A 15,536-nucleotide genomic window follows, 5' to 3' on the forward strand; every position below is an offset into this window, starting at 1 on the left:
CCCTGCCTCTTCCGAGGCCCCGACCCGTCCGGCTCACGCCGGGCGGGTTTTTTGGGATTCGGGCCGGATGGTACCGACCGCATACGATTGAAACCTCACCAGATCGGAAGTGACGTGACAGCGAAGCGCTCCCCCCAGACCGGCAACAACCTCGACCCGTGGCACCACCACTACGCCGAGCGAGCCGCGGGGTTGCGCGCCTCCGAGGTCAGGGCTCTCTTCGCGGTCGCCTCCCGCCCCGAGGTCGTCTCACTGGCCGGCGGCATGCCCTTCGTCGCCGCCCTACCGCCCGACCTGGTCATCAACGCCATGGACCGGGTCATGCGCCAGCAGGGCCCCGTGGCTCTCCAATACGGCTCTGGTCAGGGTGTTCCCGTTCTGAGGGAGCAGATACTCGAGGTGATGGGGCTTGAAGGCATCCGTGCGCACGCAGACGATGTCGTCGTGACGACAGGGTCCCAGCATGCCCTCGAATTGGTCAGTAAGCTTTTTCTCGACCCAGGCGACGTGGTGCTCTCGGAGGGCCCCAGCTACGTCACGGCCATGGTCATCTTCAAGTCCTATCAGGCCGAGGTCGAGCACGTTCCTATGGACGAGCACGGCCTCATTCCCGAAGCGCTCCGCCAGCACATCCAGCGCCTCAAGGCAGCCGGCAAGACCATCAAGTTCCTGTATACGATCCCGAATTTCCACAACCCGGCCGGAGTGACCCTCAGCTGGGCCCGTCGCCTCGAGATCCTCGAGATCGCCCGGGCGAACGACATCCTGGTGTTGGAAGACAACCCCTACGGCCTGCTCTACTTCGACCAGCCGGCACCGGATGCGATGCGCTCGCTCGAGGAGGACGGAGTCGTCTACCTGGGCACGTTTTCCAAGACCCTCGCCCCGGGCTTCCGGGTCGGTTGGGCGCTGGCCCCGCACGCCATCCGGGAGAAGTTGGTGCTTGCCAACGAGGCCGCGGTGCTCTCCCCCAGCTCGTTCAGCCAGCTGGTGATTTCCGAGTACCTGGCGACGTCTGATTGGAAGGGCCAGATCAACACCTTCCGCGGGGTCTACCACGAGCGCAAGAACGCACTGCTGGACGCCCTGGAAGAGTACCTGCCCGGCCTCACCTGGACCAATCCGAACGGAGGGTTCTACGTCTGGGTCACTCTCCCAGAGGGACTGGACTCCAAGGCCATGCTGCCGCGGGCGGTCAAGGAACTCGTGGCGTACACGCCCGGCACCGCGTTCTTCGCCGACGGCGACGGGCGGCGCAACATGCGCCTTTCGTTCTGCTACCCGACGCCGGATCACATCCGGGTCGGAATCCGTCGCCTCGCATCCGTCCTCCGTGATGAACTCGACCTGCTCGAGACCTTCGCCGGCACCGGTTCCCTGAACCCGCTGCGCGCAGAAGGCCGCTTCAACTCCCCGCCCCCCGACATTTCGTAGTTCGTCTTCCTCGGTATCCACACCAGCCAAAGCAAGGAAAACCTGACCATGAGCGATTTTTTGCCACTTGACATCGTTGTCCTCGCGGGCGGGATCTCGCACGAGCGGGACATCTCACTGCGTTCGGGTCGCCGGGTCGCGGATGCACTGACGAGCCTGGGCCACACCGTCACCGCTCTGGACCCGCAGGCCGGCCTGCTCGCCGATCTGACCATGCGGAAACCCGATGTGATCTGGCCGGTTGTGCACGGAGCCACTGGTGAGGACGGGGCACTCCTGGCCCTGCTGGAGACCACCGGGATACCGCATGTGGGCTCCCTGGGTGGACCGGCCCGTCTGGCCTGGTCGAAGCCGATCGCCAAGGAGCTCGTGCGCCGGGCCGGCTACGCCACCCCCGACGCAATCGCCCTGTCCTCCGAGACGTTCCGCGATCTCGGTGCCGCCAGCGTCCTCGAGCACCTTCTGACGGCCCTGTCCACGCCGCTCGTGGTGAAACCGGCCGAGGGCGGCTCGGCCCAGGGGGTCAACATCATCGACTCCCCCGCCGGACTGCCGCGTGCCATGGTGGACGCCTACACCTATGCCACGGTCGCCCTAGTGGAGGAGAAGGTCGAGGGTACCGAACTCGCGGTCACGGTCATCGACATCGGAGACGGCCCCGTTGCACTGCCCGCCGTGGAGATCGTGCCCATTGACGGCGTCTACAGCTTCGAAGCCCGCTACAACGCGGGAGAGACGCTGTTCTACACACCGGCCCGGATCCACGCGGAGCTTGCGGAACTGGTGGCCCAAACCGCGGTCGCCATCCATGAACTGCTCGGCCTGCGCCACATCTCCCGCATCGACCTGATCGTGGACTCGGATGGCGTTCCCTGGTTCCTGGAAGCGAACGTGCTTCCGGGTCTGACCGAGACGTCCCTGGTACCCATGTGCATCGAGGCTTCCGGTCAGTCTCTCGGGGCCGTCTACGACGCCCTCGCCCGAGCCGCCATCGCCGGCTCGTAGTACGCGCCGTGGACCGTGTTTCACGTGAAACATGGTTCTGGCGCTACTGATGCCCGTCGGTGGACGAGCTCTTCGAGGGCGCGCCACCCCCCCTCACGCCGGTGGTGGTTGTCGAGCACCCACCCCGGCGCCCACACCGCCCACACTGCCCGCCCTGCCGGCATGGACGCCCTGCAATCCCTGTGTCTGCCCGACGAATGCCCGGACGCCGGCGCCGGGTGTGTGTGTGTGTGTGTGTGCGTCACCCTTTCCGCCAGTGTAGTGAAAGAGTCCGCGACCTCACTTCCAGGTGCTGCCGACGACGTCGCCGAAGTCTTCCTGCGTCGAGAAGCATTAATGGATCAACAATGCCCGCGAGGGACAGCCCCGGCCACACTCGCCACCGTCCGCTGACCGAGACCCTGTTCTGCGGAATTCAAGGTTTCACGTGAAACGCCCACGACACCTGCACTCGCTGACCGCACCAGACACCAAGCAACCGAGTCTCCACGTACGAACCGGCCCGAGGACATCCACGGGGCGAGCAAGCTCGGTGTGACTGACCCCTCCCCTACCCACCCCTGTGGCAGCGTTCCTCCTTCGCGAGTTCGGCCGCCGTGACCCGAGCCGGTGGAATGAGACCCGACCACAGACGACCTATTGCACCTCCACGTAGTCGGCACACAGCGCCAAAGCGCGGTAGGACATTCTCACCGTTCCGCCGCACCGTGTGCCCAGGATCAGTCGCGATACACACCGGAGACATTAATCAGGTCGGCGCGAGTGGCGGATCGAAATGCGACTGTGACAGACGCCAGCCAGGCCGTGGCGGTTGCATCCGCTGACAATCCCCGATCTCACGAACACACTCAAATCGTTGGTCGACTGTCGAGACCGGAATGGGCACCAGCACAGGTGCGCGGAGGTGGCGACGCTGCGAAGCTGCACCAGTGTCGAGCTTTTTGGGCCCGGATCCGAACTCGAAGTGTGTTTCACGTGAAACATGACAGTGTCGGGACGGGACGGGACGGGACGGGGAGACGATACTTCTCGCCTACGCAGCGCGCTGTATCCCGTGCGCATGGAGGCCCACCCGGTCTGAACGTCATATCTGTGGGTCTTCCTGTCGGGATTCTTGAGCTCGACGCGGTTGGTTCCCGGCATTCTGGATCAGGGACAAAAACGCGCTGCCGATACGGCCTTCCGCGGGTCCTGGTGAGTTCGCGCGGCACTCGGTGCAGGCGCCTCTCCTTCGTGTTTCATAAACGGCGGGGCCAACCACACGAGCCGTGGGGAACAAGTCCTCGGTTGACGGGAGCCAAGGGTGGCTTCACCGATGAACCTTACCCGCGAAACACTTATGATCCACCGAGTTGGTCCGCGTCATGCACGGTCACCTGGAAGGACCCGCGGTGCCCGACGCGTGACGACGTCGACCACCGAAACGGATCGACGCGAACCAATCTTGGGCACGGTGCACCACCGGGACGGGACGGTGGCCAAGCCTGTCACAACCTGTGAGCACTGGATCGCTGCACTCTCTGCAGGCAAGTCTTTTTCGGCGCAGGCCGGCTGCTCACTCGAAGTGAGCGCCATGAGTCGAACCGTGCATCCAGGGTGGGCTGGTCGGTCCGCTTCTTGAGTGCACGGTTTCTGAAGCGCAGGATTTAGGCCCCATAGGGGCCGTGATGCGGATTTTTGTTTTGTCTCGGTCGTGCTTAGGTTGCTTCCTGGTGACGTCTAATGTGCAGTTGATGACCGATTTGATCGACCCGGAGACTCCGCTGGCGATGACCGCGGGTCGGTCTGACGATGTGCAGGCCGGCCTGAGCGGACGGTCCAGCGTATCTGGATGGACGTGCAGACGAGGTGTCGGGTGTCGGGTGTCGACAGGCCCCACCACCGGAAAGGGTGAAGGGGCAGACTCTGGACTGGCTTGAACACCGCGGCCGGGTTCGACGCGCGGGTGATGGTCGATGCTCATGTTTCACGTGAAACACGGTCGGCTCGGAGCGAGATGGGCAGGGCGGGTGTCGCCTCACTCGAACACGGGGTAATTGACCACCGGCTAGGCAGCCACCGGCTAGGCAGCCACCGGTTGGTCAACCTCCGGATGGTCAGCCACCGGCTGGTCGCCCACCGAGCGGTCAAACAACGGGGCGCTCGTCACTGTGGGGTGAGGCTAGCTGGCTCCGAAACCGGGTTCACCGAGGACGTCGAGAATGCGATTGAGATCACCGATCGTGGCGAAATCAACTTTGATCTGGCCTTTTCGTGCGCCCAAGTGGATCTTAACGCGGGTGTCGAGTCGGTCACCGAGGCGTTCCGCGATCTCGTCGAGGTGTCCCTGACGACGTCCGCCCATGGGCTTGACAGAATCGACACGTGGCTGCATCGCGGCCGCAGCCTCCGCTGCCCGCACGGAAAGATCCTCGTTAACGATCTTGTCGGCCAGCTTGACCATGCCCGCCTGATCCCCGACGGAGAGGATCGCTCGCGCGTGCCCGGCAGACAGAACACCGGCGGCAACGCGCATCTGCACGGCCTCGGGAAGCTTCAGCAAACGGATGGTGTTGGTGATCTGAGGCCGCGACCGACCGATCTTCTGTGCCAGCTCTTCCTGGGTGATGCCGAAATCGGCCAGCAGTTGCTGGTAGGCGGAGGCCTCCTCAAGCGGGTTCAGCTGTGCGCGATGCAGGTTCTCCAGCAGCGCGTCACGCAGCATGTCGACATCCGCCGTCTCACGGATGATAGCCGGAATGGTGGTCAGCCCGGCCACCTTCGTCGCGCGAAGCCGACGCTCCCCCATCACCAATTCGTATTTGCCGGGCTGCTCCACAATGGAACGAACCACGATGGGCTGAAGCACGCCGACTTCCTGGATGCTGTGTACCAGCTCGGCCAGGTCGGCCTCATCGAAGGTGCTCCGCGGCTGGACGTGGTTCGGCACGATGTCGCTGGGATTGAGGTGAGCGAGCCGCGCACCCGGAACCGGGAGGAGCCCCTCGGTCTCGTTCGGGCGCACCGCATTGGCGTATGGGAAGAACACATCGACTGGACGCGCCTGCGTCGGATCGTCCTGAATGGGGATAAGTGCACCGATCCCCCGGCCAAGCCCAGTCCGTTTAGCCATTAGAGTGCGACTCCTGTCTTGGGGGCGCCCCGATGGGCGATCTCTGCTGCTGCTTCGAGGTATGAGAGTGATCCGGCAGAGTTGAGGTCGTAACTGATAACGCTCTGACCGTAGCTCGGCGCCTCAGAGACACGCACGGAACGCGGTATAAGGGTGTTCAGAACCTGCTTGGGGAAGTGTTCACGCACATCCTGGGCCACGTGGTTCGCCAGGTTGGTGCGGCTGTCGTACATCGTGAGCAGAATCGTGGACACCCCGAGGTCCGGGTTCAAGTGCTTCTCGATCAATTCAATATTTTTGAGCAGCTGGCTGAGACCTTCGAGCGCGTAGTACTCACACTGAATCGGGATCAGCACCTCGCGGGCCGCGACGAAGGCGTTGATCGTCAAGAGTCCCAGAGACGGGGGGCAGTCGATGAAAACGTAATCGTAGGGGTCATCCATTGTTTTCAGGTGCGATTCGAGAGCACGGTTGAGACGCTGCTCCCGGGCGACCAGGGAGACGAGCTCTATTTCTGCACCCGCGAGGTGGATGGTGGCCGGCACACAGAACAGCGAGCCGAACTCCGGGCTGGTCTGAACGACCGCAGCCATGTCCTCGTCGTTGACGATGACGTCGTAAACGCTGGGGGTCTCCGCGCGATGTTCGACGCCCAGGGCTGTGGACGCGTTGCCCTGGGGGTCCAAGTCGATCACCAGAACGCGCGCGCCCTGACGGGCCAGAGCCGCCGACAAGTTGACCGCGGTCGTGGTCTTGCCGACGCCACCCTTCTGGTTCGAGATGGTGATGACGCGCGTCTTCTCCGGCTTCGGCAGTCTCTCAGAGGCAATCCGCTGTCGGCGCCGCGTCAGGTCAGAAATCTCACGCGCAAGCGGGGTCGTATCGTCAAACACCGCGGCCGCTTTGTTTGATTGCTGGTCTTCGCCAGGTTGTTTCACGTGAAACCTTCGCGTTCGACGATTGATGAGCCACCCCCGCAGGGACTCCGGTTGTGCCTCAGCCCTGACAAGAGCAGACACCAGGGACTAATCCACTGTAGCCCTTATGACTCGGGTCACATCCTGCAGCACGCCCTCGCCGAGAGTGATCACCTCGACATTGCTGAGCCGGAACTTACGGATGGCCTTCGCCGCGGCTTCGACCTCAGCCGCGGCGCCCGCGCCCTTCATCAGCACCAACTCGCCGCCGGGATTCAGAAGGGGGGCCGTGAGAGGAATCAGGGTGCGGAAGGCACTGACCGCACGGGCGGTCACCTGGTCAAGCCGCCCAGGCAGCCGAACGTCTTCCGCCCGAGCCCGGAGCACGGTCGCATTGGTCAGGCCGAGCGCGGTCACTTGGCCGGTCAACCACGCGACCCGGCGCTCCATGGGCTCGATGAGTACGAACGTCACATCCGGCCGGGCGATCGCCAGCACCAAGCCGGGTAACCCGGCCCCCGAACCGACATCGCCGACGAGACCGGGTCGGAGCAGCGGCGCCACGATCGCACAGTTGAGGATATGTCGACTCCACAGGCGTGGTACTTCCACCGGGCCGATCAGGCCGAGTTCCTCGCCCTGCGCAGCCAGGTGGGCCACGAAGGCGCGGGCAACCTCGATCTGGTCACCGAAGAGATCCGCGGCAACGGCCGGCTCCGCCTCAAGAGTGTGAGTCACGATATTTCAATGTACTACGCAGCGGAGATGACCGTATGGCGGTCCCGGCCCTCGCCCTTGGACTCAGAGACGAAACCCGCTTCCGACACCAGGTCATGCACGAGCTTGCGCTCGTAGGAAGACATCGGCGGCAGTGATGCCTCGGCGGCACCCGCCTGGATGCGTTCTACGGCGTGGGACACCAGCGAAGCCAATTCGGCCTGCCGGGCATCGCGCGAGCCGCCGATATCCAGGATCAATCGCGAGAAAGCTCCGGTCTTGTTCTGCACGGCCAGTCGCGTCAACTCCTGCAGGGCATTGACGGTTTCCGGCTTGGAGAGCAGACGCAGGTTCGCGACATCCGCGGAATTGACGGACAGGTATGCCCGCCCATTCCGCGCGTCAATGTCGATGTCCCCGTCGAGGTCGCAGATATCGAGGAATTCCTCGATATAGTCCGCGGCGATATCCCCCTCCTGCTCGAGCTGGCCGAGCGTGGGGGAATCGTCCGCGGGTCCAGGTGCGGCGATAACGTCAGTGTTCTCAGTCACGTTGGGTCTCTTCTTATTTTTTTGGGCCGGATTGCTTCTTGGCACGATTCTTTGCGACCGGCTGCTGACGCTGAGGCTTCTTGGGTTCTTCGACCACAATGACGTCACCATCCGTGGCGATGAGTTTACCCTTTCGGGCCAGTCGCTCTTCGCGCGCCTTGGCGGCCTCACTGCCGGGAGTGGGCATATTCCGGATGACCAGGAACTGCTGGATCATTGTCCAGATGTTCGAGGTGAGCCAGTAGAACATGACGCCGAGGGGGAAGGCGACACCGGAGAAGGCAAAGACAAGGGGAAGCAGGTAGAGCATGATGCGCTGCTGCTTGAACATGGGGCTCGCCTTGGTCTCCGGCGACATATTCTTGGAGACGATCTGTAGCTGGGTGATGAACTGCGAGGCGGTCATCAGGACCACCATGATGGCCGCGATCCACATGACGACCGCATTGAAGTCCTGACCAGCTACCATTTTCGTCCACTGAGACGCGAACGAGTCATGCAGCGGCGCGTCGCCGAAGAGGGTGGCGTTTCCAAAACTCTTCGCGAGATCATCGTTGAGCGGGCCGACCCCAGCCTGACTGCGTTGCGCGTCATTCAATACTGAGAACAGGGCGAAGAAGATCGGCATCTGCAGCAACAGAGGCAGGCAGGAGCTCAGCGGGTTGGTGCCTGTGCGCTTGTAGAGCTCCATGGTCTCACGGGACATGGCCTCGCGCGAAAATTGGTCTTTCTTGCCCTTGTACTTGTCCTGGATCTTCTTGAGTTGCGGCGCGACCTCCAGCATCTTGCGCTGGCTCTTGATCTGCCGCACGAAGATGGGAATCAGGGCGGCCCTGACAACGATCACGAGACCAACGATCGAGAGCACCCATGTGAGGCCGTCGTCGTAGTTCATCCCCATGACGGAGAAGAGGGAGTGGAATGCGACGAGCAGAGCCTCGACGACCCATTTCAGCGGCCAGAGTATCGTACCTAGGAGGTCCATCTTTGCGTCAGCCCTTTCCGTGGCTCGCTGCGATAACAAAACCAAACGACGTCACGATGAAGCGACGCTTCCGCCTGAGGGGAACGTCATCGATCCCGCCTTCGGCCCACGGATGGCATCGGCCCAGCCGCAGCGCGGCTCGGGCTGATCCCATGACGAGTCCGTATTCCTGAACGGCGCCGAGTGCATACGCCGAACAGGAGGGGTAGTACCGGCAAACATCGCCGTAGAGCGGGGAAATCACGGCTCTGTACGCACGCAGTACGAGAACCCCCGCGTTGCGTGGGAGGAGTACGAGCGTGATCAAGAACCTGTTCATCAGTCAGCGATCCGATCGGATCGCTGCCGGGGCCTTACCGGCGACGGATGTGACCGCGGTGCGCTGAAACTTCTCCAGGGCCACGGATAGTTCCGCATGCAGGGACGACCACGGCGCATCCGCTGCCGACGGCAGAGCGCGGATGACAACATCCGTGCCGGGCCGCGTAGAGAGCAGCACCGCGTAGCTCGCCGCCTTCAAACGACGTCGGACTTGATTGCGCCGCACGGCGACACCCACGTTTTTCGCCACAATGAAACCAAACCGTGCCGGAGCCCCGTCGGGATTCCGGCGCAGATACGTCACCAGGTGCGGGCCGACGATGCGCACACCCCTGCGCACGACCGACTTGTAGTCGTCACCGGCGGTGATGCGATTGGCCCCCGCAAGCACGAGAGTGCTTATGCGGAGAGTTCGATGCGACCCTTGCGACGGCGAGCACCCAGAATCGCGCGGCCGGCACGGGTCTTCATGCGAAGGCGGAAGCCGTGCACCTTGGCGCGACGGCGATTGTTTGGCTGAAACGTTCTCTTGCTCATTGTCTTGTCTCCACGTGTTAAATCTCCGTAGGCCAAACTGAGCGGCCGGGAAAGAGTGAGGTAGCCCTCGGGCTGGGGTCAACTGATTAAAACTACGGCTTTGGCCGGTGATGGTCAAACTCGACCTCCCGAAATCATCGGTTGTACACACAATTGCGCCCATTTCGAGCATCGACACGCGCACGAAATGCGAACGAATTTGTCCGGACTGGCGGTGATTGACTACCGTGAGGACAAGTTATCCACAGGTTTTCAACAAACCCTGTGAATTGGGGCTTATTTGCCCACAGGCGGTGGATAACCTTGTGGATGCTTTGGCTGGATTACGCGTTCAGAGACGAGCCCAGTCCTCGATCTCCGTCGTTGTAGAAGGCAACAATGAGAGAAAAGCGGAGAAAACCATGGCCACCGAAGAACAGCCCATCACGGAGACCTGGCGGTCTGTCCTGACCAGCCTGGAATCCGACGACAGCATCACGCCGATGCTGTACGGCTTTCTCAACCTGGTCGAACCCAAGGGTATCGCCGCCGGCACGTTCTACCTCGAGGTGCCCAACGAGTTCACGGCCAGCATGCTCAATCAACGCATGCGGGTGCCGCTCCTGACGGCGATGGGCCACCTGGATGAGGCGTCAGCGGTGTCCACTTTTTATGTGGTCGTCAATCCCGAGCTGGAAAAGGAATCCATCCGGCCGGTGCACGAATCAAGTTCTCCCCCCGATGTGGAAACCCCAGCCGCACCGCAATCGGTATTCGAGAGCAGTTCACCCGAGCGGCCCCATGACACCCGGTTGAACTCGAAGTACAGCTTCGACAACTTCGTGATCGGCCAGTCCAACCGCTTCGCACACGCCGCGGCGGTAGCGGTAGCGGAGGCGCCGGCGAAGGCCTACAACCCCCTTTTCGTCTATGGGTCGTCCGGCCTCGGCAAAACCCACCTCCTGCACGCCATCGGCCACTACGCGATGAGCCTGTACCCCGGCATCCGGGTGCGTTATGTCAGCTCCGAGGAATTCACCAACGACTTCATCAACTCGATCGCCAACAACCGTGGTTCCGCGTTCCAGTCGCGTTACCGCAACATCGACATCCTGATGATCGACGACATCCAATTTCTGCAGGGTAAGGCGGAAACGCAGGAAGCCTTCTTTCACACCTTCAACACCCTGCACGATCACAACAAGCAGGTGGTGATCACGAGCGACCTCCCGCCCAAGCACCTCACCGGTTTTGAGGACCGAATGCGGTCACGCTTTGAGTGGGGCCTGATCACGGATGTCCAGGCCCCCGACCTGGAAACGCGCATCGCGATCCTACGCAAGAAGGCACAGAGCGAGAAACTCCAGGTCCCGCACGACATTCTCGAGTTCATGGCCTCAAAGGTTTCCTCGAACATCCGTGAACTCGAGGGAACCCTGATCCGGGTAACGGCCTTCGCGAGCCTCAACCGCACCCCGGTCGACATGGACCTGGTGCAGACGGTGTTGAAGGACCTGATCACCCTCGATGAGGACAACGTGATCGCGCCCGTCGATATCATCACCAACACCGCCGACTACTTCAAGCTCTCCGTCGATGACCTCTACGGGTCATCCCGGTCGCAGGCGATCGCCACAGCGCGCCAGATCGCGATGTACCTCTGCCGTGAGCTGACCAACCTCTCCCTGCCCAAGATCGGCCAATTATTCGGCAACCGCGACCACACCACGGTGATGTACGCGAATAAGAAGATCAGCGAGCTGATGAAGGAACGCCGGTCGATCTACAACCAGGTGACCGAGCTCACGAACCGCATCAAGCAAAACCACCGTTACAAATAGCGGTATTTCTTCAGTTTTCACACCTGTGGATAACCCTGTGGAAATTGTTTACACAACTGGGCACAACCTGTAGAAACTCAGCACGTGGTTGTGCAAACTCCCCTCCTTGCCAAACCGGCACGACACCGAAGTGTGCTGGGCACTCACAGGCTGCCAACAAGTTACAAGTTTGTAGTTCCCAGTCGGCAGGCGGCATCCCACGAGTTATCCACAGTTTCCACACCGGTTAAGAAGATTAACAATTAACTTCTCTTTCTCTCCATCCAACAACCTTGAGTGCTGGGCGGTTGCAAAAATTTGCTCCGTAAAACACGGCTACCATTGAGGCCGTATCCAGGTCTCTAACCGAACAGGAGTGACTTCGTGAGATTTCAGGCCAACCGGGACGTCTTCAGTGAAGCCGTCTCTTTCGCTGTCAAGCTCCTTCCCCAGCGCACGACGCTGCCGATTTTGAGCGGTGTGCTGATCGAGGCGACGGCAACCGGGCTGATCCTCTCCTCGTTCGACTACGAGGTCTCCGCGCAAACCGAAATCGCCGCCGACGTCGAAGAAGTCGGCAAAGTTCTCGTCTCCGGACGACTCCTCGCCGACATCGCCAGCCGGATGCCCAACGCACCGGTGAGGTTCTCGACCAACGAATCCCGGATCACGGTCAGTTGTGGCAGTGCAAGCTTCACGTTGCTCTCCATGCCGGTTGAGGAATACCCGAGCATTCCGCAGGTCAGCGCGCAGTCCGGCCTCGTGCCCGCCGAAGAGTTCTCGGCCGCTGTCGCCCAGGTGGCTGTGGCCGCCTCCCGTGACGATGTCACCCCCGTGATCACCGGTGTACAGCTGCAAATCACGGAAAACAGCCTCAGCCTCGTGGCCACGGACCGGTACCGCGTTGCCGTGCGCGAGATCGACTGGGATAAAGGCAGCACCACGACCACCGACACCGTCACGGCCCTCGTTCCGGCCCGCACCCTGCAGGAGGTCGGCAAGACGTTCGGTCACAGCGGCACGATTTCCATCGCGATCACCCACACCGACGACCGAGAGCTCATCGCGTTCACCGCCGATAAGAAAACCGTCACCTCCCTTTTGATCAAGGGAAACTATCCACCCGTGCGGCGCCTGTTCCCCGATAACGTGGACAACTACGCGGTGATGAATACGGCGGACCTGATCGAGGCGACTCGTCGAGTGCAGCTCGTCCTCGAGCGCGAGGCAGCACTGCGGTTCACCTTCACCGCCGACGGTCTCACCCTCGAGGCGGTTGGATCCGAGCAGGCTCAGGCATCGGAGACGATCGACGCGATCCTGTCCGGAACGGACACGGTCGTTTCGTTGAAACCCCAGTTTTTGCTGGACGGGCTGGGCGCGGTGCACTCTGAATTTGTGCGAATCTCCTTCACGAAGACCGAGAATCCCAACAAGCCGGGCCCGGTTCTGATCACCAGCCAGACCTCTCGGGATCAGCCGGGCGCCGACAGCTACAAGTATCTGCTCCAGCCCAACCTACTGTTGCGCTAGAACAATCTCGGAAGGAACAGCCATGCACATCGGCATCATCGGCCTGGGAAAAATGGGCGCGAATATGCGCGACCGTCTGCGGGCCAATGGCGTCGAGGTCACTGGTTTCGACCGGAACCCCGAGATCTCGGACGTTGCCGGCATCGCCGAGCTGATTGCCGGTCTGCCGGCTCCGCGGCTTGTTTGGGTAATGGTCCCGGCCGGTGCCGCGACGGATGCCGTGATCGCCGAATTGGCCACTGAGCTGTGTGCCGGCGACCTCGTCATCGACGGCGGAAACTCGCGCTTCACCGATGACTTCGCCCATGCCGCTCTACTGGCGGCGTCGGGCGTGCATTACGTCGACGCCGGAGTGTCCGGGGGCGTGTGGGGCCTGACCAACGGATTCGGGCTGATGGTCGGTGGCGCCGCCGAACAGGTGGAGCGCGCCATGCCCGTCTTTGACGCCCTGCGCCCCGAGGGTCCACGCTACGAGAGTTTCGTGCATGCCGGCGCGGTCGGCGCCGGGCATTACGCGAAGATGGTGCACAACGGAATCGAATATGCCCTCATGCAGTCATACGCCGAGGGCTATGAACTGCTGGAGAAGCGTAGCGACCTGATCACCGACGTTCCCGGCGTGTTCAAGGCCTGGCAGCGCGGCACCGTGGTGCGGTCCTGGCTGCTTGAACTTCTCGTGCGAGCTTTGGACGACGACCCGGAACTTCAGAACATCGAGGGTTTCGTCGAGGACTCCGGTGAGGGCCGCTGGACCATCGAAGAGGCCATCAATAACGCGGTTCCCGTACCGACGATCAGCGCGGCCATTTTCGCGCGGTTCGTGTCCCGGCAGGACGACTCCCCCGCGATGAAGGCGGTCGCGGCCCTGCGCAATCAGTTCGGCGGCCACGCCGTCAAAACGGCCGACTGACCCGAGTGCGGGTCCAACACCTTTCGCTGACCGACTTTCGTAACTATGCGCAGGTCGAGGTGCCGTTCGCGCCGGGACCCAATCTGCTCGTGGGCCGGAATGGGCAGGGAAAGACCAATCTCGTCGAGGCCCTGGGATTTCTCAGTACCCTCAGTTCGCACCGGGTCTCCAACACCTCCGCCATGATCAGGGCCGGTCGCGACGCGGGCATCATCCGGGCCAAGCTCGAGTTCAACGGCCGCGAGATCCTGACCGAGGTGCAGATCAACCGCTCGGGCCTGAACCGAGCCCAGGTCAACCGGTCGGTGATCAAGACTCGAGAACTCCCACGTTTTTTCTCCAGCGTGCTCTTCGCCCCTGAAGATCTGGCACTGGTTCGGGGTGACCCGTCCGGACGCCGACGATTCCTCGACCAATTGCTCGTGCTTCGCACCCCCCGGCTCAGCGGGGTTCTGGCCGACTACGACCGGGTGCTGCGCCAGCGGAATACGCTGCTGAAGTCGGCGCGGGCCTCGGGCGTGCGCACAACCCAGCTTGGAACACTCGAAATCTGGGACGATCGCCTCGTTGCTCTCGGCTCCGAAATCATCGATGAGCGGGCCGAACTCGTTCGCCTGCTCGGGCCACCTCTGGGCGCCGCGTACCGGGCGGTCGCGGGGGAAGACCATGGGCCGATGCTGGTTCCCTCGCTCAGCATCCTGGGTGCAGACGAGGATGCAGCGATGGAAGCGATGGCCTCGACGGGCTCGGTTCCCCCCGGTTCGGTTTCGTCAGCCTCGGTTTCGTCAGGATCGACCACCGGGGACTCGTTTCGCACGGCACTGGCCGCCCTTCGTCGCAAGGAGCTCGACCGGGGTATGACCCTGGTCGGACCGCATCGGGACGACCTGGTCTTCGTGCTCAATGCACTGCCCGCCAAGGGCTATGCCAGCCATGGTGAGTCGTGGTCGTTCGCCCTCTCCCTGAAACTCGCCTCGGCGGAGCTGCTGCGCCGGGATTCCACGACGGGCGACCCGGTCCTGATCCTGGACGACGTCTTCGCCGAACTGGATCTGAGCCGCCGGAAACGTCTATCCGCCGCCGTCACCGGTTTCGAACAGGTCCTGATCACCGCGGCGGTGCTCGAAGACGTGCCGGAAGAACTCACCGCGCACACCATCCACATCCATGCCGGGGCGGTCGTCGATGGCTGAGCCGAGCGAGGCCTCCCGGGTCTACCTGCGCTTCAAGGACGTATTCGGTGACCCAAACGCCAAGCGCAACCGCGCCCGACGGCGCCCTGGAACCGAAATCGGCTCGAGCGTTCCGTTTGGCGCGGGCCGGGATCCTCGGGGACTGAGCGATACGATCAATTTGCTCACTCTGCAGCTGGGCTGGAATTCACCACTGGCCCAATCGGAGCTGCTTGCCTCCTGGACCCTGCTGGCCGGCGAGGAGACGTCGAAACACTCGACCCCGGTTGGAATCGACGAGGGCGTTCTGACGGTGCAGTGTGAGTCGACGGCCTGGGCGACGCAGCTGCGCATGATGCGGGTGGAGATTATGACGCATATCGCCGTGAAGTATCCGGACGCAGGCATCGAGTCGATCCGTTTTCAAGGGCCTAACGCCCCCTCCTGGAAAAAGGGTCCCAGATCAATTCCAGGGCGCGGTCCACGCGATACCTACGGGTAGCTGTCCAAAACAGGTCAACCCGGTGCATTAAACGCCGCAGA

General features: G+C 62.4%; 15 protein-coding genes. 7 read left to right on the forward strand and 8 right to left on the reverse strand.

Annotated elements, in window-relative coordinates; genetic code table 11:
• Nucleotides 1-114: 114 nt before the first annotated feature.
• Both E3O18_RS04340 and E3O18_RS04345 read left to right on the forward strand, forming a co-directional pair.
• Entirely contained in the window at nucleotides 115-1,434 is a 1,320-nt protein-coding gene (locus E3O18_RS04340) for a PLP-dependent aminotransferase family protein (protein WP_134417596.1), read from the forward strand.
• A 48-nt stretch (nucleotides 1,435-1,482) separates the two neighbouring features.
• Nucleotides 1,483-2,439 (forward strand): ATP-grasp domain-containing protein, encoded by a 957-nt coding sequence (locus E3O18_RS04345; RefSeq protein ID WP_134417598.1) that lies wholly within the window; start codon nucleotides 1,483-1,485, stop codon nucleotides 2,437-2,439.
• Nucleotides 2,440-4,600: 2,161 nt separating this feature from the next.
• Here E3O18_RS04345 and E3O18_RS04350 read toward each other — a convergent pair.
• From E3O18_RS04350 to rpmH, 8 genes are all read right to left on the reverse strand, one after another.
• The gene (locus E3O18_RS04350) at nucleotides 4,601-5,551 is read right to left on the reverse strand and encodes a ParB/RepB/Spo0J family partition protein (protein WP_134417600.1); all 951 of its coding nucleotides are present in this window, start codon (nucleotides 5,549-5,551) and stop codon (nucleotides 4,601-4,603) included.
• On the reverse strand, nucleotides 5,551-6,444 hold the full coding sequence (locus tag E3O18_RS04355) for a ParA family protein (protein WP_134394368.1): 894 nt from the start codon (nucleotides 6,442-6,444) through the stop codon (nucleotides 5,551-5,553). Before E3O18_RS04355 ends, E3O18_RS04350 begins: the two co-directional genes overlap by 1 nt.
• A 132-nt stretch (nucleotides 6,445-6,576) precedes the next feature.
• Nucleotides 6,577-7,209, reverse strand: coding sequence for a 16S rRNA (guanine(527)-N(7))-methyltransferase RsmG (gene rsmG / locus E3O18_RS04360; RefSeq protein ID WP_134394367.1), 633 nt, complete (start codon nucleotides 7,207-7,209; stop codon nucleotides 6,577-6,579).
• An 11-nt stretch (nucleotides 7,210-7,220) separates the two neighbouring features.
• Nucleotides 7,221-7,715 (reverse strand): R3H domain-containing nucleic acid-binding protein, encoded by a 495-nt coding sequence (locus E3O18_RS04365; protein WP_241976490.1) that lies wholly within the window; start codon nucleotides 7,713-7,715, stop codon nucleotides 7,221-7,223.
• A 34-nt stretch (nucleotides 7,716-7,749) separates the two neighbouring features.
• Entirely contained in the window at nucleotides 7,750-8,721 is a 972-nt protein-coding gene (gene yidC / locus E3O18_RS04370) for a membrane protein insertase YidC (RefSeq protein ID WP_104100649.1), read from the reverse strand.
• 7 nt (nucleotides 8,722-8,728) lie between these two features.
• Complete coding sequence (yidD, locus tag E3O18_RS04375) at nucleotides 8,729-9,040, reverse strand: membrane protein insertion efficiency factor YidD (RefSeq protein ID WP_134394364.1); 312 nt, start codon at nucleotides 9,038-9,040, stop codon at nucleotides 8,729-8,731.
• 3 nt (nucleotides 9,041-9,043) lie between these two features.
• The gene (rnpA, locus tag E3O18_RS04380) at nucleotides 9,044-9,433 is read right to left on the reverse strand and encodes a ribonuclease P protein component (protein ID WP_134394363.1); all 390 of its coding nucleotides are present in this window, start codon (nucleotides 9,431-9,433) and stop codon (nucleotides 9,044-9,046) included.
• Nucleotides 9,434-9,441: 8 nt separating this feature from the next.
• Complete coding sequence (gene rpmH / locus E3O18_RS04385) at nucleotides 9,442-9,579, reverse strand: 50S ribosomal protein L34 (protein WP_104100646.1); 138 nt, start codon at nucleotides 9,577-9,579, stop codon at nucleotides 9,442-9,444.
• Nucleotides 9,580-9,980: 401 nt separating this feature from the next.
• On the opposite strand from rpmH, the gene dnaA reads away from it, so the two are divergent.
• The 5 genes from dnaA to E3O18_RS04410 all read left to right on the forward strand — a co-directional run bounded on the left by dnaA (nucleotide 9,981) and on the right by E3O18_RS04410 (nucleotide 15,495).
• The gene (dnaA, locus tag E3O18_RS04390) at nucleotides 9,981-11,399 is read left to right on the forward strand and encodes a chromosomal replication initiator protein DnaA (protein WP_104100645.1); all 1,419 of its coding nucleotides are present in this window, start codon (nucleotides 9,981-9,983) and stop codon (nucleotides 11,397-11,399) included.
• A 363-nt stretch (nucleotides 11,400-11,762) separates the two neighbouring features.
• Nucleotides 11,763-12,911 carry a DNA polymerase III subunit beta gene (dnaN, locus tag E3O18_RS04395; protein ID WP_134394362.1) on the forward strand — a complete coding sequence of 383 codons (1,149 nt, stop codon included), beginning with the start codon at nucleotides 11,763-11,765 and terminating at the stop codon, nucleotides 12,909-12,911.
• 22 nt (nucleotides 12,912-12,933) lie between these two features.
• Nucleotides 12,934-13,821 (forward strand): phosphogluconate dehydrogenase (NAD(+)-dependent, decarboxylating), encoded by an 888-nt coding sequence (gene gnd, locus E3O18_RS04400; RefSeq protein ID WP_134417602.1) that lies wholly within the window; start codon nucleotides 12,934-12,936, stop codon nucleotides 13,819-13,821.
• Nucleotides 13,822-13,826: 5 nt separating this feature from the next.
• On the forward strand, nucleotides 13,827-15,014 hold the full coding sequence (gene recF, locus E3O18_RS04405) for a DNA replication/repair protein RecF (RefSeq protein WP_134394360.1): 1,188 nt from the start codon (nucleotides 13,827-13,829) through the stop codon (nucleotides 15,012-15,014).
• A complete protein-coding gene (locus tag E3O18_RS04410; protein WP_241976487.1) occupies nucleotides 15,007-15,495 on the forward strand; it encodes a DciA family protein in 489 nt (162 codons plus the stop codon). Before recF ends, E3O18_RS04410 begins: the two co-directional genes overlap by 8 nt.
• Nucleotides 15,496-15,536: the final 41 nt, after the last annotated feature.

It is taken from the genome of Cryobacterium sp. TMT2-42-4 (genome assembly GCF_004402645.1).
Classification (GTDB): Bacteria; Actinomycetota; Actinomycetes; order Actinomycetales; family Microbacteriaceae; genus Cryobacterium; species Cryobacterium sandaracinum.